Below are 25,724 nucleotides of genomic sequence, written 5' to 3'. Positions count from 1 at the left end.
CGCGGCGGGTCGTCCGTGCATTCGGTCGGTCCCGGAGGATCGTTCACGAGGAGAATAAGCATGCGCAAGTTTCTTGCGACAGCACTGTTGGGTGCTGCGGCGCTCTATGCTTGGCCCGCATCGGCCAATGACGGGCTGGTCAGTATCATCAAAGACCCCAAGCAATGGGGTATCCAGACCGGCGACTACGCCAATACCCGCTATTCCAAGCTCGACCAGATCAATGCCAGCAATGTCGGCAAGATCCAGGTAGCCTGGACCTTCTCGACGGGCGTCCTCCGTGGTCATGAGGGCGGCCCGCTCATCATCGGCGATGTGATGTATGTCCACACGCCCTTCCCCAACATCGTGTACGCCCTCGATCTGAACAATGACGGGCGTATCATCTGGAAGTACGAGCCGAAGCAGGACCCGAACGTCATCCCGGTGATGTGCTGCGACACCGTCAACCGCGGTCTGGCCTATTCCGACGGCACGATCTTCCTGCATCAGGCCGATACCACCCTCGTCGCGCTCGACGCCAAGACCGGTGCCAAGAAGTGGTCGGTCGTCAACGGCGACCCGAAGAAGGGCGAAACCAACACCGCGACCGTTCTCCCGGTGAAGGACAAGGTCATCGTCGGCATCTCCGGCGGCGAATTCGGCGTGCGTTGCCATGTGACGGCCTACGACACCAAGACTGGCAAGCAGGTGTGGCGCGGCTATTCCATGGGCCCGGACAATGAGATGCTCATTGACCCGGAGAAGACCACGGCGCTCGGCAAGCCGGTCGGCAAGGACTCCTCGCTGAAGAGCTGGGAAGGCGATCAGTGGAAGATCGGCGGCGGGTGCACCTGGGGCTGGTATTCGTATGACCCCGAAACCAACCTCGTCTATTACGGCTCGGGCAACCCCTCGACCTGGAACCCGGCCCAGCGTCCTGGCGACAACAAGTGGTCGATGACCATCTGGGCTCGCGACGCGGATACCGGCGTGGCCAAGTGGGTCTACCAGATGACCCCCCATGACGAATGGGACTTCGACGGCGTCAACGAAATGATCCTCACGGATCAGCAGTTCGACGGCAAGCCGCGCAAGCTGCTCACCCATTTCGATCGTAACGGCTTCGGCTACACCCTTGACCGCGTGAGCGGCGAACTGCTCGTCGCCGAGAAGTTCGATCCGGTGGTGAACTGGGCCACCAAGGTCGACATGGACAAGAACAGCCCGACCTATGGTCGTCCGCTGGTCGTGGCCAAGTATTCGACTGCCCAGCAGGGTGAGGACGTGAACACCAAGGGCATCTGCCCGGCCGCGCTCGGCACCAAGGATCAGCAGCCGGCCGCGTTCTCGCCCAAGACCAACCTGTTCTACGTGCCAACCAACCACGTCTGCATGGACTACGAGCCGTTCCGCGTCAGCTACACGGCGGGCCAGCCCTATGTCGGTGCCACCCTGTCGATGTATCCCGCGCCGAACAGCCATGGCGGCATGGGCAACTTCATCGCCTGGGACAACACCAAGGGTAAGATCGTCTGGTCGCTGCCGGAGCCCTTCTCGGTGTGGTCGGGTGCTCTCGCCACCGCCGGCGACGTGGTCTTCTACGGCACGCTCGAAGGTTACCTGAAGGCGGTTGACGCCAAGACGGGCAAGGAACTCTACAAGTTCAAGACCCCGTCGGGCATCATCGGCAACGTCACCACCTATGAGCACAAGGGCAAGCAGTACATCGCCATCCTGTCGGGTGTCGGTGGCTGGGCGGGCATCGGCCTGGCGGCCGGCCTGACCGACCCGAATGCCGGCCTCGGTGCGGTGGGTGGTTATGCCGCCCTGTCCAACTACACCAATCTCGGCGGCCAGCTGACCGTGTTCGCTCTGCCGAACTGAGCCAAGGAACGGCGGGCGTCTTACCGCGCCCGCCGGTTCGAGACGAAAAAGGGGCCTGGCCGCCGGCTTGACCGGTGCGCCGGGCCCTCACGTCTCGCAGCCCCGGCGTTTATGAGACTCTTAGAAAAATTCCAAGCCGTGGAGCGGCGTCCCGCGTGACGCTGCCCGGACGCCAGAATGGCCCCTGCGGCGCCTTGAGGAGACTGCTTCATGACGAAACCTGTTCGCGGATGGTTTGTTTCCGGCATGCTGCCGGCATCCGCCGGCGCTGCGGCGCTCATCCTGGCGGCCGCCCTGTCCCTTCCCGCTCCGGTCCTCGCGCAGGAACAGGCTCCGGCCGCCGCCGCCCCGGCACCGGTCGAAAAGGAGAAGGACGAGCTCGGCAAGTACACGCTGCCGGACGGCGATCCGATCTACAATATTCAGGCCGACGGCACGATGGACTGGTACACCTATTCCGGCTATCGCCGCTACCATGCCGAGTGCCATGTCTGCCACGGCCCGGACGGCATGGGCTCCAGCTATGCGCCGGCGCTCGCCAACTCGCTCAAGACCATGACCTATGCGCAGTTCATGGAGATCGTCGTCAACGGCAAGCAGAATGTCGGTGTCGGCACGGCCGACCAGGTCATGCCCGCCTTCGGCGAGAATAAGAACGTTATGTGCTATCTCGACGACATCTACGTCTATCTCAAGGCCCGCGCCGACGGCGCCCTCGGCCGCGAGCGTCCCAGCAAGCGCGAGGACAAGACCAAGGCGTACACGTCAAATGAAAACCAGTGCTTCGGACGGCCGAGCTGAGCCCATGGCGGACAGCGCACAGCCGGGACTTTGCCATCGCTCGGCGCGCAAGAAGGGGAGGGGTGTCGCGGTCTGCGTGACGCTCCTCGCCCTCGCCGCCTTTCCCCACGCGGCCTCGGCCCAGGTGGCCGATCTGGTTGATCGCTCGACATTGCGGGTCTGCGCCGATCCCGCAAACATGCCCTTCACCAATGAGGAAGGGCAGGGCTTCGAGAACAAGATCGCCGAGCTCATGGCCGAGAAGCTCGGCCTCGCCCTCGATTACACCTGGTTTCCGCAGGCTACCGGCTTCTACCGCATGACGCTCGGCGCCAAGCGCTGCGATGTGGTGATGGGTTATGTCGCCGCCGGCGACCCGATCCTCAACACCAATCCCTATTACCGCTCGGCCTGGGTGCTGATCACCAAGAAGGATGGCGATCTCGCCGGCGTCGACACGCTGGAGGATCCGCGTCTGAAGGGCCGGCGGATCGGCGTCATCGCAGGGACGCCGCCGGGCGATCTCCTCACCCGCAATGGCCTGATGCCGCTGGCGCGGCCCTACGCGCTGATGGTGGATCGCCGCTTCGACAGCCCGGCCGAGGCGATGATTGCCGATCTCGACGAGGGTGAGATCGATGCCGGCATCCTGTGGGGCCCGATCGGCGGCTACTACGCCAAGAAGTCGACTGTCCCGCTCTCGGTGGTGCCGCTGGTGAAGGAGAAGGGCGACCCCTCGCTTATTTACCGCATCACCTTTGGCATCCGCCCCGGCGAGCTGAACTGGAAGCATCAGCTGAACGGCTTCATCCAGAAGGAGCAGGGCGCGATCAACCGTATCCTGCTCGATTACGGTGTGCCTCTTCTCGACAATCAGGACCGCCCCCTCGAAGCGGCGCCTTAGATCTGCAGGAGGCGGCGGTGAAGCGCTATCGGCCCGATTCCACCCTCCACCGGCTGGCCTGGCTGGGCATGGCCGGGCTCGCCGCCGTTCTCTATGTCTTTGCCCCCGCCGCCGGCCGGGGCGAAGACGTTGTGCCCGAGCCGACGGGCTACCGCATGGAGGCTTACCGTGCCCCGACGCCGGCCACCCTCAAAGGCGCCCAGGTGATCGACACAGCCCAGGCCGAAAAGCTCTGGCGCGCTAAAGCGGCGATCTTCGTTGATGTGATGCCGCGGGATGTGAAGCCGGCCAACCTCCCTCCAGGCACGCTGTGGCGCGACAAGAGGCGCGATCATCTGCCCGGCAGCGTCTGGCTTCCCAATGTCGGCTATGGTGCCCTTTCGGCCGAGATCGACGCCTATTTCCGCACCCGGCTGGATGCTCTGGCCGGCGGCAACCGCGCAGCCCCGCTGGTGCTTTACTGCCAGACCGATTGCTGGATGAGCTGGAACGCCGCCAAGCGCGCGATCACCGAATATGGCTACACTAACATCGCCTGGTATCCCGCCGGTAGCGATGGCTGGGCCAAGGCCGGCCTGCCGCTGGAAGAAGGCCAGCCGACGCCCTGAGCGTCGCTTTCTTCCCTGAACGTCGCCTTCAACTCGGCGCGCGACACCTCGCGGCGCGTTGGGGGACGCCCCGGCCGCACAGGCCGGGGCCACCTGTTTACGGCAGCTTTTCCTGAATGGCCCGGGCGAGCGCGAAGATGCGCTGTTCCAGCAGCACCGGGCTTTCGCACACGGCCGTCATCGACTGCTGGCGCGCATCATAAACGCGCGTGTCCCACAGCAACTGCTTCTCCAGTTCCTGCGCCTTGGTCTTGTCCTCGTCGGTGGTCGCGGCCTTCTTGGCCTTGGCGAGGGCGAGGCTCTCTTCCTTGATGCGTTTGGAGAGCTCGATCTGGTGCTCGGAATAGCGCTCGATGCCGCTCATGATGCGGCTGCGGCGGGCATTGATCTGCTCGAACACGCCGGCGAACAGCAGGGTGAGACGCTGTTTGTCGTTCGGCCCGAGCGTGCCGGCGAAGGCGTCGATCTGCTTCGTCGCCTCCTCGATGGGTGTGCGCTGGGCGGCCAGCACCGGCACAAGATCGGCGACCTGTCGGTCGTCTTGCCACTGCAGGTTTTCGATCGGAGGGCCGGACCACATCTGACCGACCGCAAGCTCAGGCACTTTGCGCTGGATGCAGGGCCAGAGCCCCCCGCTGGGGGCGGCGGCGAGGGCGGGGGCGACGCCCACGAGCAGGAGAGGCACGGCGAGGCTTAGGCGACGCAAGGCGGGGTAGGATGTGGGCATGGGCTTTTCCTCGAGATATTGCCCGGAAGCTCTCCGGCTTCCGTTTCGACATGGCCGTGCAGGGGCCGGCTCATTTTGCCGTTTCCGGTCCGCCGCGACGGGCCATGACGCCAGCGGAAGGATCATAGGCCAAGATCGAGGCGGCAAGGAACAGCGCCGCGCACCCCGCGACCACCAGCGCGGCAAAAGGGGCGAATTGGCCGTAAAGCGCGAAGCGGATCAGCTCCACGGCATAGGTGAACGGGTTGAATGTGCAGATCCACCATAGTGCGAGGCTGCTCTCCTGCACCCGCCACAGCGGGTAGAGCGCCGAGGAGGCGAAGAACATCGGAAAGATGACGAAGTTCATCACGCTGGCGAAGTTCTCCATCTGCCGGAACAGCGAGGACATGAGCAGCCCCATGGCGCCGAGCATCAAGCCTGAGAGGAGGAGCGCGGGGATAACGGTGACATAGCCGATGGGCGGCAGTTCCACCTCCCAGAACCAGGCGACGGCGAGGAAGGCATAGACCTGCAGCAGCGACACGCCGATGCCGGCGACGAGCTTGCACACCAGCAGGTACCAGCGCGGATAGGGGCTCACCAGCAGGATACGCATGGCGCCGACCTCGCGGTCGTGAACCATGGAGAGCGAGGATTGCAACCCGTTGAACAGCTGGATCATCGCCACCAGGCCCGGTGTCACATAAACCTCGTAGAGCACATAGGTCTCATAAGGCGGGATGATCGAGACGCCGAGCACCGAGCGAAAGCCGGCGGCGAAGATGAACAGCCACACCAGCGGGCGCACCAGGGCGGAGAGAAAGCGGCCGCGCTGGTTGAGGAAACGTAGCGCCTCCCGCCAGCAAATGCCGGTGAGGACGATGACATAGCCGGTCAGCGGCAGGCGGAATCGCGCCGGGGTCATGCCGCTGCCTCACCCGTGTCGTTCACCAGCTGCAGGAGGGCCGTGGACAGGTCCTCGCCGCCGGCGCGGGCGCGCATCTCTTCATAGGAACCGCTGGCGCGGATCTGTCCGCGGTGCAGCACCACAACGCGGTCGCCGGGGCCGATCTCCTCGATGATATGGGTCGCCCATAGTACGCCGATCCCTTCATCTGCCACCAGCGCGCGGACAAGGGCGACCACGGCCGCGCGCGAGGCGATGTCGAGGCCGACGGTCGGCTCGTCGAGCAGCAGCAGGCGCGGGCGGTGCATGAGCGCACGCACGATTTCCACCCGGCGCATCTGCCCGCCCGAGAGGTCGCGCACCTTTTCGCGCGCGCGTTCGGCCAGGCCATCCTGCGCCAGCAGTTCCATCGCCCGGCGGCGCCCGGCGCCAAAGCCGATGCCGTGCAGCGTGGCGTGGTAGAGCAGATTGTCGAGCACGGAGAGTTCAAGGTCGAGCGTGCGGGCCTGGAACACCACGCCGAGCCGACTGAGCGCTTCGGCGGGCCGGCGCCGCACGTCGGCCCCGAGCACATGGATCGCGCCGCTGCGGTTGTCGTAGAGCCGGGTGACCAGTGAGAACAACGTCGTCTTGCCGGCGCCGTTGGGGCCGAGGAGGGCGGTGAAGCTGCCGGCGGGCACGGTGAGGCTGACATCGTCCAGCGCCTTGCGCGCACCAAAAGCATGGCTGACCGCGCGGATATCGAGCGCCGGCACACCATCGGCCGGGCCGGGGGCGTGGGGCGTGGAGCTGGTCGGTTCCGTCATGGCATCTCCCGTACCGAGAGAAGAAAGTCCCCGGCGGGGCCGGGGACAAGGGTCACGAGGATCGAAATACAGGCCTGGTCGGGGCTATTTGACGATGAACTCGCCCTTCATGCCCCGCTCCTCCATGCCCTTGCAGTACCAGGCGAAGGTGCCGGGCTTGATGGGCACGAAGAAAAGTTCGGCCTCGCCTTCCTTTTCAAACTCGATCTCGGTTAGGGCGACGGCCTTCACCTCGACCTCCTCGACCTCCACCTTACGCAGGAAAATGCTCTTGAAGAATTCCGGCGCCTGCCAGGCGCATTCCTTCTTGCCCGTGGAGCTGAGTTCGAGGCTGTAGGCCTTGCCGGTTTCCAGATTGTACTTGGTCTCCGAGACGCCATAGCCGGCATTGCCGAGCCCGAGTTCGAGCGGCTTCAGTTCGGTGGGCTTCAGCGTCAGGTCGCCGGCCGCGAGGGCAGCGCCGGAGGTGGCGAGAAGGGCGGCGAAGGTGAAGGAAAGAGCGGCTTTGCGTCGAAGAGTCATGAAGGGGTTCCTCCCGATATTGCTTAGTTTTCTGGTGAAAATGTCGGTCACGGCACCACGACCACGCCCCAGGGCAGGCGGCCGACCGTGACGGATTTGGTGACCTTCTCGTCGGCGACGTCGATCACCGAAATGTCGTTGGAATTGCCGTTGGTCGAGAGCAGGAACTTCTCGTCCGGCGTGAAGCCGAGCTGCCAGACGCGCTGGCCGACCAGCAGATATTTCTCGACTTCCAGCGTCTTGGCGTTGACGACTGCGACCCGGTTGGCCGGGCCGAGCGCGACGAAGGCCTTCGAACCGTCCTTGGTGATCCGCACGCCGACGGGCTGGATGGCGTCATCCGCCACGCCGGGGATCTTGAACGAGATCTTCTTGACGATCTTCCAGGTCGCGGGGTCGATCACCGCCACCGTGCCGCCGACCTCCGACGATACCCAGAGCTGCTTGCCATCCTTGCTGAACTCGGCAATGCGCGGGCGGGAATCGACGAGGATGTTCTCGATAATCTCATTGTTCGAGGTGTCGACCACATGCGCCATGTTGGTCGTCTCGGACGTGTTGACCATGTATTTGCCGTCGGGGCTGATGCCCATGCCTTCCGGCTCGACGCCCACCGGAATTTCCGCGATCAGGTCGTTGTTCTCGACATTGACCACCGTGACCATGTTGTCGTCTTCGTTGGCGATGTAGAGCGGGTTGCCCGAGGGGTGGAGCACGAACAGCTCGGGGTCGGGGCCTGAGCGCAGCGTCTTCACCAGCTTGAGGGTCGCCGCGTCATAGACCTCGACGCGGTTGTCGTCGGAGGCGCAGACATAGATCAGCTTGCCGTCCGGGCTGGCGATGATGCCGCGTGGGCGACGCCCGGTCTTGATGGTGTTCGTGACCTTCAGCGTCGACATGTCGACCACGCTCATCGTGTGGTCGCGCTCATTGGTCACGAAGGCGCGCGGAGACGCCTCGGCCGGCAGGGCATCCACCAGCATCAGCCCCGCAAGGGTGGCCAGGCCGGTGGACAGCAGCATCTGTCGTTTCATCGTTTCCTCCAGGCAATCGTTTGATTTTATTGGAATTTGCAGAGCGTTTCGGGTCTGTCGAAGCCCAGCGTATCAAGTGGCGAGGTCTGGTGCAGGAAGCCGGCCTGCGGCGAGAGCGTCACCGTATTGGTGGCGTGGGTCAGCAGTATCGGCTGGCGCAGCTGGTGGTCCCAGCTGCGGAATGACGCGGCGACACCCTTGAACACCGGCAAGTCGTAATCGGGCGAGAGCATCTGCGCCTCGATCTTCGCCGGGTCGCTGTTGCGCGTCTTCAGGCTGGCCGAGCCGACGGCAAACACGCCCTGCCACATCTGGAAATCCAGCGGCTGCATCATCCGCTTGGACTGCTTGAAGAACCGGCTCTGCAGCTGCGAGGCGCCCCAGTTTTCCATCGTCGGGTGCCAGGAAAGCGCCATCAGGCCCTGGGTGCCGGCGATCGGGCGCGGCAGCCAGGTATTGTAGGGCAGGATGTCGCCGAACTCGCCGAGTTCGTCGGCGACGATCAGCATGTCGTACTCGCCGACCTGTGTGCCGCGCGGCACTTCGGACTGGGCGGTGGCGCGGGCGTCCGGCCCATAGTCCCAGGTCTTTTCGGCCACGATCTTGGCGCCGAACTTCTTGGCCGAGCGCTTCACCGCCTCGCCATAGAGCTTGTCATTGTCGGTTCGCCCGACCATCAGGAACCAGTTCTGCCAGCGCTTGGTGACGAGGAATTGGGCCAGCGCGTCGGTCAGCATGGAGCGGCTGGGGGCGATGTGGAACACATTGGCCCGGCAGTCCTTCTGCCGCAGCCGATCATCCGTGGCACCGACATTGATGAAGACGATGTCGCGATCCTTATAGGTATCGGCGATCTTCAGCAGCGCATCCGGCGGCACGTCCAGCAGGATGAAGCGATTGCCGGCCTCGACCAGCTTTGCCACGGCCGAAAGCGGGTCGCCATCCGTGGGCACGATCTCGCTCGACAGCTTGTAGTCGAGCTTGAGGAAGCGGCCGCTGGTGAGGTTGTCACGAATGCCGAGCTCGGCGCCGGCGATGCCGAGGTCATCGGGCGGCATCTGCAGGGGCGCGATCCAAGGCGGCGGCTCGGGAAGCTGGCGCACTACGCCGATCAGGAAGGTCTGTTCCGGACCGATCGCCGCCGCCGGTTTGGCGGCCAAAGGCGGGGAGGCAGGGGGAGTTGTGGGCGCCGCCGCTTCCTGCGCCCCGGCGGGGGCAGAGGCGTATACCATCGCCATAAGCGTCGCGCCGACAGCGCCTGCCATCCTCATCATCGGCTTTCCATCCCGCGGCTTGCGTTCTCGAGGAGATGGTCCTCGGAACTTTTCTCGTGAGCCTTGGGGAAAACTCTACGCAAACAAAATCCGGCATTCAATAAAATTGAGTACATAAGAAACTAATAAGAGAATGTAACGTTCCTATTGTCGCAAGCATAGACGAAATATTTCAGACGGGAACTTTTTCCCGATGGGTTGCAGGAGGAGTTCTTGTCGATATGATTGCGCCGGCCGGGAAGAAGTCGCCCATCGAGGAGGCAAGTCGAATGAGATTTCCAATTCGTGCCGGCCGCTTCCTCGGTTTGGCTCTCGCCTTGTCGATAGCGCTGGGGTCCGGCCTTGGAGTGGTGAGCGCCGCGCAGGCCGCGACGCGGGTTGCGGTGTTCGACTTCGAGTTGCTCGACACCAGCAGCGAGGTCGACATTCGTGGTCCGAAGCCGGAGGAGAAGCGCAGGCTCGACCTCATCACCGAAGAAGTTCGGCGCCGGCTGAAGGAGGCGGGCTATGACGTGCTGGACCTTTCGCCCCAGCGGGCGCAGATCACGGAAGCTACGCCGTTTCGCAACTGCAATGGTTGTGAATTGCCGATCGCTCAGGCCCTCGGTGCGCAGATCGAGGTCATAGGGTTGGTGCAGAAGGTGTCGAATCTCATTCTCAACATCAATTTCCAGCTGCGCGATGCCGCTACCGGCGAGGTGCTGCGCGCCGGCAGCGCCGATATCCGCAACAACACGGATGAATCCTGGCTGCGTGGCATCTCCTATCTCGTGCGCAACCGTCTGCTTGATCCGCCGCTTACCGGGAAGGCCGCCCCATGACCCGTGCCACCCTCTCGCCGCTTTCGCGCCGAGCCTTGCTCGCGGCGGCGGCGGGCTTCGTCGCCACGCCCTCGCTGCTGCGCGCCCAAGGTGGCCCGGCGTTGGCGCTGCGTGTCGGGACGCTGAAATTCGGCACGCTCAACTGGCTGGTGGAGACGATGCGTGCCGAGGGGCTCGACCGGCGCGAAGGGCTGGCGCTGGAAAGCGTCGATTTCGCCAGCGGGCAGGCGACCACGGTGGCGCTGCAAGCGGGTGATATCGACCTCATCGTCAGCGACTGGCTCTGGGCCATGCGGCGTACGAGCGATGGTGAGCGCATGCGTTTCGCGCCGTTTTCCAACGCGCTGGGCGCGGTGATGGTGGCGGCGAATGGGCCGGTTAAGACACTGGAGGATCTGCGCGGCCGGCGCATCGGCGTTGCCGGCGGCGCGCTCGACAAGAGCTGGCTGCTGCTGCGCGCCTATGGGAAGGCGAAGCTCGGCGTCGATCTCGCCAGCGCCGCCGAGCCGGTCTATGGCGCCCCGCCGCTGGTGAGCGAGCAATTGCCGCTCGGCCGCGTCGATGCGGTGCTGACTTTCTGGCCCTATGCCGCGCGGCTCGACGCCCGCGGTTTCGCCCGGCTGATCGATGTCAGCGAGATGGTGCGAGGGCTTGGCATCGACCCGGTGCCGCCGCTGGTCGGTTTTGTCTGGCGCAACGCCGTCATGGCGGAACGCGGCGCGGCGATCGCGGCCTTCCTGCGTGCGGCGGCGGCGGCCAATCGCGTGCTCGCCACCGACGATTCGGCCTGGACCCGTCTTCGCCCGCTGATGCAGGTGGCGGACGATGCTGAGTTCGCCCGCCTGCGCGACTATTACCGCGCCGGCATTCCCGGCGCGTTCGGCGAGGCGGAGCGGGTTTCCTGCGCCAAGCTGTTCGAGGTGCTGGCGCAGATAGGCGGAGAGGAATTGGTGGGACCCGATCCCCGTTTCGACCGTTCGCTGTTCGGCCCTATCGGCGAGTGAAACCGTGTCCACGTCCCGGCGTCTGCTGCTGACGGCCGCCTCCTTGCTGGCGCTGCTGCTGTTCTGGCAAGTCGCCGCGCTGTGGGCGCAGTCGCGCCTGCTGCCCGGCCCGCTTGAGGTGTTCGCGGCCATGCTGCGCGCCACGCGCACCGGCGTGCTGCCCGAAAGCGTCGCCATCACGCTCGCCCGCGTCGCCGCGAGTTTCCTCATCGCCATGACGCTTGGATCCGCCATCGGCATCGTGCTGGGCCGGTCGGTGGCGCTGAATGAACTGTTCGGACCGTGGCTGGTGGTGCTGCTCAACTTGCCGGCGCTGGTCGTCATCATTCTCTGCTATGTCTGGTTCGGCCTCACCGAGGTGGCGGCGATCACGGCGGTGGCGATCAACAAGATTCCCAATGTCGCGGTGACGATGCGCGAAGGCGCGGCGGCGCTGTCGCGCGATCTCGACGAGATGGCGCAGGTCTACCGGGTGCCGCGCCTGCGGGCGCTGCGCGAGGTGGTCCTGCCGCAACTGGTGCCGTTCTTCGCCGCCAGTGCCCGTTCCGGCTTGGCGCTCACCTGGAAGATCGTGCTCGTTGTGGAACTGCTCGGCCGCTCGAACGGCGTCGGCTTCGAGTTGCAGACCGCGTTCCAGCTATTCGATGTCGCTGGTATCCTCGCTTATGCGCTCGCCTTCACGGCGGTGGTGCAACTCATCGAAATCGGTCTTCTCCAGCCCTGGGAACGTCGCGCCAACCGGTGGCGGCGATGAGCGCGATCACAATCGAGATCGATGAGAAGCACTATCCCGCGCAGGCGGGAGGGGTTGGTCGTGCGGTCTTTCGCAACTTCCATCTCGATATTGCGGAAGGTGCCTTCGTGGCACTGCTGGGTGAGTCCGGCATCGGCAAGACCACGCTGCTCAACATCGTGGCCGGGCTGGACCGTGATTTCCGTGGAACGATCCGTTTCGGCACTGCCGCGCCGCGCCTCGCTTATGCGTTCCAGAACCCCCGGCTTCTGCCATGGCGCACGGTGCTTCAGAATGTCGCCCTGCCGCTGCCGTCGGGGGACGCGGGGCGACTGCAGGCGGAGGAGATGCTCCAGGAGGTTGGGATGGCGGATCTCGCGGGGGCCTATCCTGAGCGCTTGTCGCTCGGCCAGCAGCGGCGCGTGGCGCTGGCCCGCGCCTTCGCCATCGCGCCCGACGTGCTGTTGATGGACGAGCCCTTCGTTTCGCTGGATGAGGCGGGCGCGGCGCGGCTGCGGGATCTGCTGCGTCGCCTGCTCGCCCGTCGTCCGGCCGCCGTGCTGTTCGTGACGCACGACCGGCGCGAGGCGGTGGAACTGGCGAGCCGTATCGTCGTGCTGGACGGCGCGCCGGTGCGGGTCGTCCGCGACATGCCGATCAACCTGACGCCGGAGGAGCGGGCGACGCCTGCGTGCCTCGACGCGGTGCGCCTTAGCCTGGATGCGGCCTAGCCGAACGAAACGAAGCTTGTTCTCCGGTGGTCTGACGGATCGGCAGCGTTGGCCGGCCACAAGCGCGCCTCCCGCATGCCCTGAATGAAAAAGGCCCGGAGCGATGAAGCCCCGGGCCAAAATGATCTGCGTCGGCGTGAGAGGGCGGAAACCGCCGCCTCCGTGGCGCAAGCAAGGGCCTGTGCGGCCCTCACTTGTTCAGGAAGATCGCCGCCAACCGCTGGAGCAGGCCCTTCGGGTATTGGGCCGCGGGCGGAGCTGTTGTCTGCCCAGGGTTGCTTCCGATCTAAGCGGCGAAGGGGTGCTTGGCCGAAGCGGCCTGAGCGAGCACTTCCTTGATCGTCGGCTGGCCTTCCACGGCGCGCTTGAGCGCTTCCTTGGTGGCCTCATAGTTGAACTGCTGGATCTTGGCGTCGTCCGCCGCTTCCCAGTGGATGAACACGCCGACCGAGATGAACAGGTCGTCGGCTTCTTCTTCCGGGATCACGCCTTCAGCGACGCTGTCGACGACGGCCTTGGCGACCGCATACTGGGCGGGACCGAACATCTGGACGGCCTGGCGGGCGTCCTTGATGGTCACTTTGTTGAAGAGGATGGTGTTCGGCTTGGCGAGCAGGTTCGGAGTCACGACCGCGAGCAGCGAGGTGAAGCCGTCCTTGTTGTTGGTCAGCGCATTCAGGAAGGCGCTTTCGGCCGCGGAGCCGCGCGGTCCGATGATGAGGTCGATATGGGCGACCTCGTTGCCGTCGCCCACCAGCGACTCGCCGATGAGTACCTTGTTGATCTTGGCCATCTATTCCTCCCAGAACGGGGTTGCATGACAAGGGACGGGAATTGTCCCCCGATGTCCCGGCTATCTTTGTTGCAGCGTTTGGAACACCAAACCGGTTGGCCCGATAGCGCGACCAGACACGTTACGGCGAGAGACTAGGCCCGCTTCGCCTTTATCTGCAAGGGATTCTTCATTCGTATGACGCCGGCACGCGCGCTTGCCCCACGGAATATTGTCGCGCATGCCTAACGCTCGCACCTTGAGGAAACTGGCGGCACGACCAAAAATGCGGCATAGTTCGCCGGCTGTGGGCGAGGGATGCGCACAATCGCCTGGAGCGCATGCGACGGCCAAGCCGGATACAGCTGGCAAGGTTCTTGCTGCGTTGCAGCATTCATGAGTGATCCGACTGCCGCGTGCGGCGTAGAGATCGAGGCCGGCCTTTCGGGGGAGCGTTCGGACGGCGTTGCACTCACGCCACGAGGAACAACATGGAGCTCATTCTTTCCATCTGCCTCATTGCCAGCCCCGGCACGTGCCGCGAGGAGGCGGTCTCTGTCGGGCTTGAAGCGCCACCGGCGCCCATGCAGTGCATGATCGGCGCCATGCCGGTGATTGCCGAGTGGACCGAGACCCACCCTAAATGGAAGGTGCTCAAATGGCGCTGCGCGCCTCCCGGCGCGAGTGGGCGAGAGATCTGACAGCGCCGTAGCGTGGGCCCCTCGCCAGGGCGGCCTGTTGCATCGCAGCGTGCGCACGGGTCGCGTCCGTGAAATCATTGGGACGCCATCGCATGGGGTGGCGTCATCCGGTGAGGCGGGATGGGGCGCGGCTTGTTCTCATCGCTTAGAGCGCGCATGGCGCTCTTGCTGTCGGTTGCCGTCTTTGTGACGGCGGCTTCGACTTTGGCGCTTGTCCTCGCGCTGGGAGCGGTCAGCGGCCAGCTGGATCGGCTCGTTTCCGCGCAGACCCGGCTGGAACTCCTCTCCACGATTTCGGGACGCATCGGCGATTACGCGCTTCTGGCGTTGCAGGCCGGGCACGAGTCGCCGCAGGCCGAGCGTACACCCGCCCGCGCCGGCCGCGTTCTCGCCGCCGAGCGGACGCGGGAAGCCTTCGCGCGGCTGGAGGAGGCGCTTTCGTCCTATGTCGGCCGGCTGGTCGGCGAGGAACAGCGGACATTGATGGCGGCCCGCAGCCGCACCATCGCCCGGCTGCGGGCGCAGTTCGATGTGCTGGACCGGCAGGTCGACCTCGCGCTGAAGACGGAGGAGCCCGCGACGGCGGCCCGCGTCGCGCTCGATGTGTTCGCCGCTGGCTTCGGCGCGCCGCTCAGCCAGGCCATGGAGGAGGAGCGTACCACCGCCCTCGACGCCTATAATCAGGTGCGGGAACTGCGTGAACGCACCATCCGCTGGGGGCTGGCCGGCGTGGCGCTCGCCTTCCTGCTGGCGGTCGCGCTCTACCATCTTCTCGGACGCACGCTGGTGAACCGGGTGGCGGATGTCGCGGCGGCGGCGGCGGCGATCGCGCGCGGGCGATCGGATACCCGTGTCAACGTGACGGGGCATGACGAACTCAGCCTCGCCATGGCGCGGTTCAACCGCATGGCGGCGCATCTCGCCCGCCGCGAAGCCCGGCTGGTTGCCGATCAGAAGCAATTGCAGCAAATCGTCGAGGCCCGCACGGCTGAATTGCGCGCCGCCAACACCCGGCTTGAAAATGTCGACATGGCGCGCCGGCGCTTCTTCACCGATGTCAGCCACGAATTGCGCACGCCGCTGACGGTGATTCTCGGCGAGGTCGAGATCACCTTGCGTCCCCAGAAACCGCGCGAGGAGGATTTGCGCGCGGCCCTGCTGGTGATCCAGTCGCGCGCGCGCCGGCTACATCGCCGGGTGGAGGACCTTTTGCGTATCGCGCGGTCCGAAAGCGGCCAGATCGAGCTCGACCGCTCGCTGTTCCTGGTGTCGGACCTGCTGACCGACGTGTGCGAGGGCATGGCGCCGCTGGCGCGGGCGAGCGGGCTCGTGCTGGAGGCGGAGGAGGGGGCGGAGGGGCTGGCCGTCGATGCCGACCGCGAATGGCTGCGTCAGACCTTTGATGGGCTCGTCGCCAATGCGGTGCGTCACTCGCCTCCCGGCGAGAGCGTGCGGCTCGGCGCACGCCGGGAGGGTGAGGAGGTGGTGATCGAGGTGCGCGACCATGGCACCGGCATTCCACCCGACGAATTGCCGCATGTGTTCGAGCGCTTCTGGCGCGGCTCGGCCGGCACGCGCGAAGGGACGGGTTTCGGTATAGGTCTCGCCCTCGCAAAGTGGATCGTCGACCGCCATGGGGGTCGAATCGCCATTGAAAGCAGTACGGGAGAGGCCGGGGGGCGGCGCGGCACCTGCGTCGCGGTGCGCCTGCCGCTCCCGCTGCCGGACATCACACTGGAGGCCGCCCAATGAACATTCTGGTCGTGGAGGACGATCCCGATATCGGCTCGCTGCTGCGGCGGGGTTTTTCCTCCGAGAGTTACGACGTGGAGCTGGTCGGTGACGGCGAGGCGGCGCTGCGGGTTGCCACGGGCAAGCCGTGGGGGGCGATCATTCTCGACGTGATGCTGCCGGGGCGTTCGGGCATCGAAGTGTGCAAGGCGCTCCGGGCCGGCGGGCAGACGGCGCCGATTCTCATGCTGTCCGCCCGTTCCAGCGTGAATGAGCGTACCGAGGGGCTGATGGCGGGGGCGGACGACTACATCGTCAAGCCCTTCGCCTTCGAGGAACTGCTGGCGCGGGTGAAGGTGCAGGCCCTGCGCCGCAGCGGTGCCGGGAGTGAGCCCCGCACGCTGGAGGTCGGCGCGCTCTCGCTCGATCTCGACACCCGGCAGGCGCAGCTTGGCGGCGTCCGTGTGCGGCTGACCGAGCGTGAGGTGGAACTCCTTGCGCTGCTTATGCGTCATCCCGGTGAGCCCCTCTCGCGTGCGGATATCTTCGCGGCGCTGTGGGCTGGCCATGGCGGCGCCTCGCTGAACGTCGTGGATGTGTATGTCGGCTATCTCCGCCACAAGCTGGCGGAGGCTCTGCCGGAAGGGGCGCACCTCATCGTCACGGTGCGAGGCCGTGGATTCATGCTGGACGCGGACGGGAATTGAGATGCAGCGTTCGCGATCACATCGCCGTGGTATAATGTGTGCCTGAGGGAAAGATGGTCAGGTCTTCTTGACGGATGACCAAAGGATCATCACATTATTGAAGCGGTGAAATATCCGCAAAGCAACTCAATCTCTTATAATCTTCTTATGAAGTAAAGAGGGATTGGACAACATCAGGAGGACGATATGGCCTGGACTGCTCCTCGCATTGTTGAAGTCTGCGTCGGCATGGAAGTCAACGCCTACTATCCGGCTGACTTCTGAGCCTTCTGGGGACGGGATGGCATGAAATCGCTTTGCCGATGACCACGCCCCCGTCCCACTTCAAGCTTGTGATCCTCGGATCAGCCGCGGGCGGTGGGTTCCCTCAGTGGAACTGCCGCTGCGCGGTCTGTTCGCTTGCATGGGCGAACGATCCCCGTGTGCGGCGGCGAACGCAGGCGTCGATCGCCGTGACTTCTAATGGTCGCGACTGGGCGCTGGTGAACTGCGCGCCCGAAATTCTCGCGCAATTGCAGGCGACACCCGCATTGCATCCCCGAGAGGGGCTGCGGCACTCGCCGCTCAAAGCCGTGCTGCTGACCAATGCCGATATCGACCACGTCGCCGGTCTGCTGAGCCTGCGCGAGGCGCAGCCTTTCAGTCTGCTGGCGACGCCGGGCGTACAGTCAGTGCTCGCGGGCAGCAGCGCCTTCGATGTGCTGGCTCCCGATGTCGTGGCGCGCCGCCCGGTGCAGCTGGGCGCGTCTTTTGAACTTGTCGCAGGCGTGCAGGCGACGATTTTCCCGGTGCCGGGCAAGATCGCCCTCTATCTTGAAGCGCGCGAGCAGGCCGAGCAGGGGTCGCTCACCACCGATCGCGAGGGCGAGCAAACCATCGGCGTCGAACTCACCGCCGGCGGCAGGCGCGTTCTCTATATCCCTGGCTGTGCGGCCATGACCGACGGCTTGCGCGCGCGGCTGGACGGGGCGGATGCGGTGCTGTTCGACGGCACGCTCTGGCAGGACGACGAGATGGTGCTTGCCGGTGTCGGCACCAAGACCGGGGCGCGGATGGGGCATATGTCGATGTCGGGTCCGCGCGGTTCGATCGAGGCTTTGCGCGAGGTCAACGTCGGGCGAAAAATCTATGTTCACATCAACAACACCAATCCGGTGCTGGTTGATGGCTCAGATGAGCGGATCACGGCGAATAAAGCCGGATGGGAAATCGCTCACGATGGGATGGAGATTGCCCTATGACCACGCTTCTTTCGCCGGAAGAACTTGAAGCGCGCCTGCGCGATGTTGGCACGCGCCGCTATCACAGCCTGCATCCCTTTCACAAACTGCTGCATAATGGCAAACTGACCTTTGGTCAGGTTCAGGCCTGGGCGCTCAATCGCTATTACTACCAGGCGATGATCCCGGTGAAGGATTCCGCCATTCTCGCCCGCATGGAGGAGCCGGAACTACGCCGTGTCTGGCGCCAGCGCATCGTCGATCACGATGGCGACCATGAGGGGGAGGGCGGCATTGCCCGCTGGCTGGTGCTGACCGACAGCCTAGGGCTCGACCGCCATACCGTCACCTCGCTGCGGGGCCTGCTGCCGGCGACCAAGTTCGCGGTCGACGCCTATGTACATTTCGTCCGTGAGAAGACGCTGCTGGAGGCCATCGCTTCCTCGCTCACGGAGATGTTCTCGCCCGGGATCATCGGCGAGCGTGTGGCCGGCATGCTGAAGAACTATGATTTCGTCTCCAAGGAGACTCTTGCCTATTTCGACAAGCGCCTGACCCAGGCGCCGCGCGATGCGGACTTCGCGCTCGACTATGTTAAGCAGCACGCCCGCACGCCGGAGCAGCAGGAACAGGCGATCCGGGCGCTGGAATTCAAGTGCGACGTGCTGTGGGTGCAACTCGACGCGCTCTATTTCGCCTATATCGACCCGAAGATGGCCTATCCGGGAGCCTTCGTCCCGAAGGAGGGGTGATGACAGCGACTCTTGCGGCGAACGGCGTTCCCAGGCTGGCGCGCGGCGTGCGCCTTCGGCATGACGAGGCGCGGGGCCAGTGGGTGCTGCTGGCGCCGGAACGGGTGCTCAATCCCGATCCTGTCGCGGTCGAGATCCTGAAGAAGGTGGACGGTGTGCGCTCCATCGGCCTCATCGTCGACGAACTCGCCGCCGCCTTCACGGTGGAGCGCCAGACCATCGCGACCGATGTCGATGCCTTCCTCGCCGGGCTGGCCGAGAAAGGGCTGATCGAGGTCGCCTCGCCCTTGGTCGGGGATGCCGCATCATGAGCCTGATCGACGAACCTCGCCACCAGGTGGAGGTGCCGGCACGCCCGGCGCCTCCCATCCCCTACGGCATGCTGGCGGAGCTGACCCATCGCTGTCCGCTGCAATGCCCCTATTGCTCCAATCCGGTGGAACTGGACCGGCGCAATGTCGAACTCGACACCGAGACTTGGCTGCGGGTGTTCTCCGAGGCGGCCAAGCTCGGCGTGCTGCAGGTCCATCTCTCCGGCGGCGAGCCGACGGCGCGGCGCGATCTCGAACAGATGATCCGCCACTGTGTCGAGGTGGGGCTCTACACCAATCTCATCACCGCCGGCGTGGGCGTGACGGCGGAGCGTCTGCAGTCGATTTCCGATGCCGGTATCGACCATGTGCAGTTGTCCTTCCAGGGCGCGACGGCGGATATGACCGACAAGGTCTCAAATTTCCGCGGCGCGCATGAGAGGAAGCTCGCCGTTGCCCATGAGGTGCGCCGGCTCGGCCTGCCGCTCACAATCAACTCCGTGGTGCATCGCGCCAACATCCACCAGATCCCGGACTTCATCGACCTGGCCTTGTCCCTCGGCGCCAAGCGTATCGAAATCGCCCATTCGCAGTATTATGGCTGGGCGCTGCGCAATCGCGGCGCGCTGATGCCGACGCGCGACCAGGTGTTCTGGGCGCTGGACGTGGTGGAGGAGGCGCGCACCCGGCTCAAGGGCACCCTCACCATCGATGCCGTCGTGCCGGACTACTACGCCAGGTATCCCAAGCCCTGCATGAATGGCTGGGGCCGGCAGTCGCTCAATGTCACGCCCTCCGGCAAGGTACTGCCGTGCCACGCGGCTGAGACGATTCCGAGCCTCGATTTCTGGAACGTGCGCGACCATTCGCTCAGCGATGTCTGGGTGAATTCGCCTGCCTTCAACGCCTTCCGTGGCACGGACTGGATGCCGCCGCTGTGCAAGAGCTGCGACCGCAAGGAAATCGACTGGGGCGGTTGCCGCTGCCAAGCCATGGCAATTGCCGGCGATGCCGCCGCCACCGATCCCGCCTGCCATTTGTCGCCGCTGCATGCCGACCTGTTGGCGCTGGCCGAAGCCGATGCCGACGGCTCCGAGATCTATGACTACCGACGCTATTTCCAGCCCGATCGTGCCGGCTGACGGAGGCCTTCCATGTTGCGTATTGCCCGGACCCTTGCCGCCGCAGCCTCGCTCGCGACCCTTGCCGCTACCGCCGCGTTTGCCGCGCCGACGGCTGCCGAACTGTTCTTCGAGCGTCCCTATCTCGCCCAGGTACAACCGGGAACGACACTGATCTATGCCTATAAGCACGTGACCTCCGAGGCCAAGCTTGGCGACGGCTTCGAGGAAACGCTGGACATGAAGGTCGAGGCGCCGGCCGACGATCCCACCAAGCGGATCGCGGATGTGGTCATCCATCGCGGCACGCAGGAGGGGGAGGCTGGTCCGTTTCCGACCATGAACGGCAACCCGATCGCGCTTATCCTTCTGGAACGCGACGTGAAGGAAATCGCGCAGCTGACCAAGGGCAGCCCGTTCTATTTGCGCAACCGCGTGCGTGAGCATCTCTCCACCGGCACCGTGACGCCGGCGCGCTTTTCCTTTGAGGGCCGTGAGGTCGAGGGCTGGAAGCTCACCATGCTTCCCTTCGCCGAGGACCCCAACAAGGACAAGCTGCTGGAACTGGTGGGGCGGCGCTACGAATTCCTGTTCGCCGACGCGGTGCCCGGCGGACTTTATTCCATCAATGTCGTCACGCCCAAGGCGGATGGCAGTGCAAACATGATCGAGACCAGCCTTACTCTGACCGGCGTGACCAACACGCCGGCGGTGAAATAGGCGGCCGCCCCAGAGAGGAAATGACCATGGCGAACACACGCTCCGCGCGGATTTCAAAGGCGGGCCGCCTCGCCGCCGTCCTGACCTTCACGCTGCTGGGGGCGGGCGGCGTGCTGGCACAGGAGATGCTGTCCCCTGGCCTCACCGCCGGCGCGCGCAAGCCGGCGCCCAAGGCGCCGAATTCCGGCCTTATCAACGATTACCCGACGGCGGCGCGGGCCGATTATGTGTTCGCCTGCATGATCGTGAACGGCCAGACCCGGCAGGCACTCGAGAAATGCTCCTGCTCGATCGACACCATCGCGACGATCATGCCCTATGAGCGCTATGAGGAAGCCGAGACCATCATGAGCGTGAGCCAGGTGGCGGGCCAGCAGGCGGAGCTGTTCCGCAATACCGGCCTTTTCCGCGACATCGTGGCCGATCTGCATCGGGCGCAGGCGGAAGCGGAAGTCACCTGTTTTTATTGATGGAAAGCGGAAGCCGCGAGGCGCGGCTCCCGCTTGTCGCCGCTCCGGCGGGTCAACTCGCCGGCTTCAGCTCGCCCTCGAACTTGCGCCCGTCCGTGTCGCCGGCGTCGACATGAACTTCCTTGCCGTCCGGGTCGTAGGAGACGCGGATCGCAGGATCCTCGCTGAGCGAGATGCCGCCGACCATCGAGAAGATCAGCTCGTCGCCCTGGGTCACGCGGATATTGTCGACGAACTTGGCGGGGATATAGGCCCGCGTCAGCGGGTCCATCTGCAGGCCGGAATAGTTCGGGTGACGGATCATCAGCTGCAGCTGCGACACGCGGCTCGCCTGGCTGGCGTCACCCATCCCGTCCGCCTTCACCGATTTCAGTTTGAGCTGGCCGAGATTTTTCAGCTGTGCTTCCTCGTCCTTCATCGCCGGGGCGGAGCAGCCGCCCGAGGCCTTCACATAGCGCTCGGCCATGTGGAGCCCGCCATCGCTGGTTTCCGCGATGGCGCGCACATAGGAATAGGAGTTCACCCGCAGCCGGGTGCCGAGCGCCACATCGCGGCGACTGCCACCGAAGGTGAAGGTAGCCGCAAGCGGAGCAGGGTTCTCGTCGACGATAAGCGTCAGCTTGGAAACGGTGCGCGGATCGCCCTCGGGCAGCACGATTTCCACATCGATCGGCACCATGGCCGCGTCCTCCGCCCGTTTCGGGGCGGTGAGACGAACAAGCGGGCTCGCCTCCTCAATGGGACGCTCGCCGAAGATATCCGGCCGCAGCGACTTCCAGGTGGCATCGGCTCCCGGCTCCTGCGCGGCGGCGGCGCTGACGGCGAGGGCGGAAAACAGCGTGACGGCGAGGAACAGACGTAGACGGCGTTGATAGCGGTGCATGGCGACCTCCCGGCCTGCCGGATCGTTGCCCGTCCGGCGGTTGGCGCCATCATACACCTTTTCGACGTTGAATCGCAGGCCACGATACCGCGAGGCCGCGACGATTGCGCTGGCAGCGCGCGGCGGTCATCATCCAGCTTCGCGACCCACGCCCTGCTCAGGGCTTGGCTGTTGCCGCACCTCTTTCAAGCTGGAGTGAGTTTGATGCTCTCGCGCCGATCCCTTCTCAAGGCCGCCGCCGCGCTTGTGTCCGTGCCTCTCGGCATCGCGGCGCATCAAACGGCACAGGCGCAGTCCGCGCCGACGAGCCCTCCGCCGGCTCCCCGACGCGAACCTCGCCCGGCGCCACGCCGGGGTTACACCTGGGTGCCGGGACATTGGGCCTGGTGGCCGGGGCGGGGATGGGTCTGGTCGGCCGGGCACTGGGAAGAAAGCCGCCGTGGGTTTGAATATGTCGGCCCGCGCTGGGTGCTGCGTCGAGGTCAATGGGTCTACGAACCCGGCCGGTGGGTGAGAAGCTGGCGCTGACGGTTTTCGCTTCTGGGTTGCTCTCCGTGCTTATGCTTAGTCGAGCGCGATTGTGAGGGTGGCGTGGGGGAGGTACTTTCAGCCATCGAATCCTGGGGAGAACGCCAATGTCCAAAGCTATCGCCACGAAGCTCACCGTCATCGCCGTCGCCGCGCTCCTCGTCGCCGGCTGCACCACCACACAGCGCCGGGCGGGCACGGGCGCTCTGATCGGCGCTGGCACGGGCGCCGTGATTGGTGGCATCGCCGGCGGCGGCACCGGCGCGGCCTGGGGCGCGGGCATTGGCGCGGTTGCCGGTGGCGCCATCGGTGCCGCGACCGCCAAGTAGACTGCGCCCTTCGGTCTTCAAACGCCGTGCCGTCCCCGCTATCACGGGGGCGGCCTTGCGGAGGAGGCGAGCGTGAGCGTCACGATCTACGGCATCAAGAACTGCGACACGATGAAGAAGGCGCGCGCCTGGCTTGACGGGCGGGGCGTCGCCTATGCGTTCCACGATTACAAAGCTGCCGGCATCGACGCGGCACGGCTTGAGAACTGGGCCGGCAAGGTCGGCTGGGAAGTCCTGCTCAACCGCGCCGGCACCACGTTCCGCAATCTGCCCGACGCGGAGAAGGCCGGTATCGATGAGGCGAAGGCGGTGGCGCTGATGCAGGCCCAGCCATCCCTCATCAAGCGGCCGGTGCTCGAAGCCGAAGGCACGCTGCTGGTGGGCTTCAAGCCCGAGATTTACGAGAAGCAGTTCGGCTGACGGCGGCTTTCTCGTTACCACGAAAGCCCGCCCACCCCTTGATCCGCTGCAGCTTCCCTGCCACATCGGCTCGCATGAACGCACTCTCCAATTCAGCAGCCTCACCCATCGCCACCGAGGTTGCGCGCCGCCGCACCTTCGCGATCATCTCGCATCCCGATGCGGGCAAGACCACGCTGACCGAAAAGCTGCTGCTGTTCGGTGGCGCGATCCAGCTTGCCGGGCAGGTGCGGGCGAAGAAGGACCGCCGCTCCACGCGCTCGGACTGGATGGCGATCGAGCGCGAGCGCGGTATTTCCGTCGCGACTTCGGTGATGACCTTCGAGTTCGACGGTCATGTGTTCAACCTGCTGGACACACCGGGCCATGAAGATTTCTCGGAAGACACCTACCGCACGCTGACGGCGGTTGACGCGGCGGTGATGGTGATCGACGCCGCCAAGGGCATCGAGGCGCGCACCCGCAAGCTGCTGGAAGTGTGCCGCCTGCGCGACATTCCCATCATCACCTTCATCAACAAGATGGACCGCGAGAGCCGCGATCCCTTCGAGATTCTCGACGAGATCGAGAAGACGCTGGCGCTCGACACCACGCCGATGACCTGGCCCGTGGGGCAGGGGCGTGATTTCGTCGGCACCATGGATGTCGCCACTGGCGGCATGCGCCTGCTCGATGGCGACGAGGGCAAGACCGGCCCGCTGCGGCAGATGAGCATGGCGCAGATCGCCGCGCTCAATGTCACGCTGGACGAGGAGAATCTGGCGGAGGAACTCGGCCTCGTGCGCGAGGTCGGCAATTCCTTCGACATCCAGGCCTTCCTCGAAGGGCATCTGACACCGGTCTATTTCGGCTCCGCGCTGCGCAATTTCGGCGTCGGCGACCTGTTGGAGGGGCTCGGCCGCTACGCCCCGCCGCCGCGCGCGCAGCAGGCCGACAAGCGCAAGGTGGAAGCCGAGGAAGCGCGGATGACCGCGTTCGTGTTCAAGATCCAGGCGAACATGGACCCGAACCATCGCGACCGCATCGCCTTTGCCCGCTTGTGCTCGGGCAAGCTTCAGCGCGGCATGAAGGCGAAGCTGGTGCGCACCGGCAAGCCGATGAGCCTCGCCACGCCGCAGTTCTTCTTCGCCCAGGACCGCCAGCTGGCCGAGGAGGCCTATGCCGGCGACGTTGTGGGCATCCCCAACCATGGCAATCTGCGCATCGGCGACACGCTGACCGAGGGCGAGGACATCAACTTCGTCGGTGTGCCCTCCTTCGCGCCGGAGATTCTTCGCAGGGTGAAGCTGCCCGACGCGATGAAGGCGAAGAAGCTGAAGCAGGCGCTGCAGGAAATGGCCGAGGAAGGTGTCGTTCAGGTGTTCCGGCCGACGGACGGCTCGCCTGCGCTGGTCGGCGTTGTCGGCCCGCTGCAGCTCGATGTGCTGAAGAACCGGCTGGAGGCCGAATACGGGCTGGAGGTCGGCTTCGACATGTCGGAATTTCAGCTCGCCCGCTGGGTGTCGTCGGAGGATCCCAAGAAGCTCGCGGATTTCGCCGCCGGTAATCGACTGTCGACGGCGGAAGACCTGGATGGCGATCTGGTCTTCCTCAGCCCCTCGGCCTTCATGATCGGTTACACCGGCGATCGCTGGCCGGGCATCGTCTTCACCGATGTGAAGGATGTGAAGAAGGCGGCGTGACTCTCTCCGCCTTCCGGCCTGCTCTCAGCGGCTGACGGTGATCTGCGTGTTGGCGCGGCCATGTTCGCTCACCAGGGCGAACAGCGCGCGCGCATTGCTCGGGTGCAGGCGAACGCAGCCATGCGAGGCGGGGCGCCCGAGACGGCCGACGGCGTCGGTGCCGTGGATCGCCCAGCCCCGGTGAAAGAAGATCGCGTAGGGCATCGGCGCATTGTCGTATTTGCGCGAGAAATAGCGCTTGTGCATCCGCTCGGGCCGATAGGTGCCGAGCGGGGTGCGGTAGCCCTTACGGGCGGTTGAGACCGGCCAAGCGTAACGCTCCTTGCCGGCGACCGACACCACCATGCGCTGCTTGGAAAGGCTGATCGTCACCTGCACCTCGGGCGGTGGCGGCGCTGCGGCTTCCAGCGGTGTGGGAAGGGGAGCGGCTGATGCCGCCTCGATCGGTGGCGTGACACCTGACGGCGCAGTCGCGGGAAGAGCGCCGTCCGGCGTGGTGGAGACGGCGGGCGCGGAGAGCGCGGCCGGGGTGGCCGTGGAGGGCGGGCTCATCTCCGGCGGCGCTGCGACCGTTGCCGGCGGCGCGTCGACGGCCGCCATCCGCGTGGACTGGGCGGATGCCGGCTGTACGAGAACCGACGCAAGACCCAGCGCAAGAAACGCCAGCACGGCTTTCAT

Annotated in this window: 29 protein-coding genes and 1 pseudogene; 21 read left to right on the top strand and 9 right to left on the bottom strand. The window is 65.3% G+C overall.

What is annotated here, in order from left to right; translation table 11 throughout:
* Window positions 1-60: 60 nt before the first annotated feature.
* From xoxF5 to ACP2AH_RS03465, 4 genes are all read left to right on the top strand, one after another.
* Entirely contained in the window at window positions 61-1,866 is a 1,806-nt protein-coding gene (gene xoxF5 / locus ACP2AH_RS03480) for a lanthanide-dependent methanol dehydrogenase XoxF5 (protein WP_425104507.1), read from the top strand.
* Window positions 1,867-2,076: 210 nt separating this feature from the next.
* Window positions 2,077-2,667 (top strand): c-type cytochrome, methanol metabolism-related, encoded by a 591-nt coding sequence (locus ACP2AH_RS03475; protein ID WP_425104506.1) that lies wholly within the window; start codon window positions 2,077-2,079, stop codon window positions 2,665-2,667.
* 4 nt (window positions 2,668-2,671) lie between these two features.
* Window positions 2,672-3,550: a substrate-binding domain-containing protein gene (locus ACP2AH_RS03470; RefSeq protein WP_425104505.1), complete on the top strand. Its 879-nt coding sequence runs from the start codon at window positions 2,672-2,674 to the stop codon at window positions 3,548-3,550.
* Between the two features lie 17 nt (window positions 3,551-3,567).
* Complete coding sequence (locus ACP2AH_RS03465) at window positions 3,568-4,158, top strand: PQQ-dependent catabolism-associated CXXCW motif protein (protein WP_425104504.1); 591 nt, start codon at window positions 3,568-3,570, stop codon at window positions 4,156-4,158.
* A 97-nt stretch (window positions 4,159-4,255) separates the two neighbouring features.
* Here the strand turns inward: ACP2AH_RS03465 and ACP2AH_RS03460 are convergent, their stop codons facing one another.
* From ACP2AH_RS03460 to ACP2AH_RS03435, 6 genes are all read right to left on the bottom strand, one after another.
* On the bottom strand, window positions 4,256-4,885 hold the full coding sequence (locus tag ACP2AH_RS03460; protein ID WP_425104503.1) for a hypothetical protein: 630 nt from the start codon (window positions 4,883-4,885) through the stop codon (window positions 4,256-4,258).
* Window positions 4,886-4,955: 70 nt separating this feature from the next.
* Window positions 4,956-5,792, bottom strand: coding sequence for an ABC transporter permease (locus ACP2AH_RS03455; protein ID WP_425104502.1), 837 nt, complete (start codon window positions 5,790-5,792; stop codon window positions 4,956-4,958).
* Complete coding sequence (locus tag ACP2AH_RS03450; protein WP_425104501.1) at window positions 5,789-6,580, bottom strand: ABC transporter ATP-binding protein; 792 nt, start codon at window positions 6,578-6,580, stop codon at window positions 5,789-5,791. Before ACP2AH_RS03450 ends, ACP2AH_RS03455 begins: the two co-directional genes overlap by 4 nt.
* Window positions 6,581-6,664: 84 nt before the next feature.
* On the bottom strand, window positions 6,665-7,102 hold the full coding sequence (locus ACP2AH_RS03445) for a copper-binding protein (RefSeq protein ID WP_425104500.1): 438 nt from the start codon (window positions 7,100-7,102) through the stop codon (window positions 6,665-6,667).
* Between the two features lie 47 nt (window positions 7,103-7,149).
* A complete protein-coding gene (locus ACP2AH_RS03440; RefSeq protein ID WP_425104499.1) occupies window positions 7,150-8,136 on the bottom strand; it encodes a PQQ-dependent catabolism-associated beta-propeller protein in 987 nt (328 codons plus the stop codon).
* 26 nt (window positions 8,137-8,162) lie between these two features.
* Window positions 8,163-9,410, bottom strand: a complete 1,248-nt coding sequence (locus ACP2AH_RS03435) for an ABC transporter substrate-binding protein (protein ID WP_425104498.1) — start codon at window positions 9,408-9,410, stop codon at window positions 8,163-8,165.
* A 221-nt stretch (window positions 9,411-9,631) separates the two neighbouring features.
* On the opposite strand from ACP2AH_RS03435, the gene ACP2AH_RS03430 reads away from it, so the two are divergent.
* Genes ACP2AH_RS03430 through ACP2AH_RS03415 form a run of 4 tightly spaced genes read left to right on the top strand, consistent with a single transcriptional unit; the run spans window position 9,632 to window position 12,699 of the window.
* The gene (locus ACP2AH_RS03430) at window positions 9,632-10,231 is read left to right on the top strand and encodes a DUF3280 domain-containing protein (protein WP_425104497.1); all 600 of its coding nucleotides are present in this window, start codon (window positions 9,632-9,634) and stop codon (window positions 10,229-10,231) included.
* Window positions 10,228-11,235, top strand: a complete 1,008-nt coding sequence (locus ACP2AH_RS03425; RefSeq protein ID WP_425104496.1) for an ABC transporter substrate-binding protein — start codon at window positions 10,228-10,230, stop codon at window positions 11,233-11,235. The genes ACP2AH_RS03430 and ACP2AH_RS03425 overlap by 4 nt, the downstream gene beginning before the upstream one ends.
* A gap of 4 nt (window positions 11,236-11,239) precedes the next feature.
* Window positions 11,240-11,989, top strand: coding sequence for an ABC transporter permease (locus ACP2AH_RS03420; protein ID WP_425104495.1), 750 nt, complete (start codon window positions 11,240-11,242; stop codon window positions 11,987-11,989).
* Entirely contained in the window at window positions 11,986-12,699 is a 714-nt protein-coding gene (locus ACP2AH_RS03415) for an ABC transporter ATP-binding protein (RefSeq protein WP_425104494.1), read from the top strand. The genes ACP2AH_RS03420 and ACP2AH_RS03415 overlap by 4 nt, the downstream gene beginning before the upstream one ends.
* Window positions 12,700-12,985: 286 nt before the next feature.
* Here ACP2AH_RS03415 and fae read toward each other — a convergent pair whose 3' ends face one another.
* Window positions 12,986-13,492, bottom strand: coding sequence for a formaldehyde-activating enzyme (gene fae / locus ACP2AH_RS03410; RefSeq protein ID WP_425104493.1), 507 nt, complete (start codon window positions 13,490-13,492; stop codon window positions 12,986-12,988).
* Window positions 13,493-13,962: 470 nt separating this feature from the next.
* Here fae and ACP2AH_RS03405 point away from each other — a divergent pair, with 470 nt between their 5' ends.
* The 9 genes and pseudogenes from ACP2AH_RS03405 (at window position 13,963) to ACP2AH_RS03365 (ending at window position 21,204) form a co-directional block, all read left to right on the top strand.
* On the top strand, window positions 13,963-14,172 hold the full coding sequence (locus ACP2AH_RS03405) for a hypothetical protein (RefSeq protein ID WP_425104492.1): 210 nt from the start codon (window positions 13,963-13,965) through the stop codon (window positions 14,170-14,172).
* A gap of 156 nt (window positions 14,173-14,328) precedes the next feature.
* On the top strand, window positions 14,329-15,924 hold the full coding sequence (locus ACP2AH_RS03400; RefSeq protein ID WP_425104491.1) for a sensor histidine kinase: 1,596 nt from the start codon (window positions 14,329-14,331) through the stop codon (window positions 15,922-15,924).
* Complete coding sequence (locus tag ACP2AH_RS03395) at window positions 15,921-16,610, top strand: response regulator transcription factor (protein ID WP_425104490.1); 690 nt, start codon at window positions 15,921-15,923, stop codon at window positions 16,608-16,610. The genes ACP2AH_RS03400 and ACP2AH_RS03395 overlap by 4 nt, the downstream gene beginning before the upstream one ends.
* Before the next feature lie 186 nt (window positions 16,611-16,796).
* Window positions 16,797-16,874, top strand: coding sequence for a pyrroloquinoline quinone precursor peptide PqqA (pqqA, locus tag ACP2AH_RS03390; protein ID WP_081620376.1), 78 nt, complete (start codon window positions 16,797-16,799; stop codon window positions 16,872-16,874).
* A 38-nt stretch (window positions 16,875-16,912) separates the two neighbouring features.
* The gene (pqqB, locus tag ACP2AH_RS03385) at window positions 16,913-17,851 is read left to right on the top strand and encodes a pyrroloquinoline quinone biosynthesis protein PqqB (RefSeq protein WP_425104489.1); all 939 of its coding nucleotides are present in this window, start codon (window positions 16,913-16,915) and stop codon (window positions 17,849-17,851) included.
* Window positions 17,812-18,893 (top strand): annotated as a pseudogene (gene pqqC / locus ACP2AH_RS03380) (pyrroloquinoline-quinone synthase PqqC). The gene pqqB and the pseudogene pqqC overlap by 40 nt, the downstream one beginning before the upstream one ends.
* Window positions 18,890-20,035: a pyrroloquinoline quinone biosynthesis protein PqqE gene (pqqE, locus tag ACP2AH_RS03375; RefSeq protein WP_425104488.1), complete on the top strand. Its 1,146-nt coding sequence runs from the start codon at window positions 18,890-18,892 to the stop codon at window positions 20,033-20,035. The pseudogene pqqC and the gene pqqE overlap by 4 nt, the downstream one beginning before the upstream one ends.
* 12 nt (window positions 20,036-20,047) lie before the next feature.
* Window positions 20,048-20,734, top strand: a complete 687-nt coding sequence (locus tag ACP2AH_RS03370; RefSeq protein ID WP_425104487.1) for a hypothetical protein — start codon at window positions 20,048-20,050, stop codon at window positions 20,732-20,734.
* Window positions 20,735-20,859: 125 nt separating this feature from the next.
* Window positions 20,860-21,204 carry a hypothetical protein gene (locus ACP2AH_RS03365; protein WP_421697868.1) on the top strand — a complete coding sequence of 115 codons (345 nt, stop codon included), beginning with the start codon at window positions 20,860-20,862 and terminating at the stop codon, window positions 21,202-21,204.
* 52 nt (window positions 21,205-21,256) lie between these two features.
* Here ACP2AH_RS03365 and ACP2AH_RS03360 read toward each other — a convergent pair whose 3' ends face one another.
* Complete coding sequence (locus ACP2AH_RS03360) at window positions 21,257-22,087, bottom strand: quinoprotein dehydrogenase-associated SoxYZ-like carrier (RefSeq protein WP_425104486.1); 831 nt, start codon at window positions 22,085-22,087, stop codon at window positions 21,257-21,259.
* 204 nt (window positions 22,088-22,291) lie between these two features.
* On the opposite strand from ACP2AH_RS03360, the gene ACP2AH_RS03355 reads away from it, so the two are divergent.
* From ACP2AH_RS03355 to ACP2AH_RS03340, 4 genes are all read left to right on the top strand, one after another.
* Complete coding sequence (locus tag ACP2AH_RS03355; RefSeq protein ID WP_425104485.1) at window positions 22,292-22,615, top strand: hypothetical protein; 324 nt, start codon at window positions 22,292-22,294, stop codon at window positions 22,613-22,615.
* A gap of 107 nt (window positions 22,616-22,722) precedes the next feature.
* Window positions 22,723-22,944: a YMGG-like glycine zipper-containing protein gene (locus tag ACP2AH_RS03350; protein ID WP_425104484.1), complete on the top strand. Its 222-nt coding sequence runs from the start codon at window positions 22,723-22,725 to the stop codon at window positions 22,942-22,944.
* A gap of 72 nt (window positions 22,945-23,016) precedes the next feature.
* Entirely contained in the window at window positions 23,017-23,364 is a 348-nt protein-coding gene (locus ACP2AH_RS03345; RefSeq protein WP_425104483.1) for an ArsC family reductase, read from the top strand.
* A gap of 74 nt (window positions 23,365-23,438) precedes the next feature.
* Window positions 23,439-25,046 (top strand): peptide chain release factor 3, encoded by a 1,608-nt coding sequence (locus tag ACP2AH_RS03340; protein WP_244377331.1) that lies wholly within the window; start codon window positions 23,439-23,441, stop codon window positions 25,044-25,046.
* Window positions 25,047-25,070: 24 nt separating this feature from the next.
* On the opposite strand, the gene ACP2AH_RS03335 is transcribed toward ACP2AH_RS03340, so the two are convergent.
* The gene (locus tag ACP2AH_RS03335) at window positions 25,071-25,724 is read right to left on the bottom strand and encodes a L,D-transpeptidase family protein (RefSeq protein ID WP_425104482.1); all 654 of its coding nucleotides are present in this window, start codon (window positions 25,722-25,724) and stop codon (window positions 25,071-25,073) included.

The sequence above is a fragment of the Ancylobacter sp. genome (assembly GCF_965249975.1).
GTDB lineage: Bacteria > Pseudomonadota > Alphaproteobacteria > Rhizobiales > Xanthobacteraceae > Ancylobacter.
Note: the sequence above shows the minus strand (reverse complement) of the source record. Positions and strands in the feature narration are given on the sequence as shown.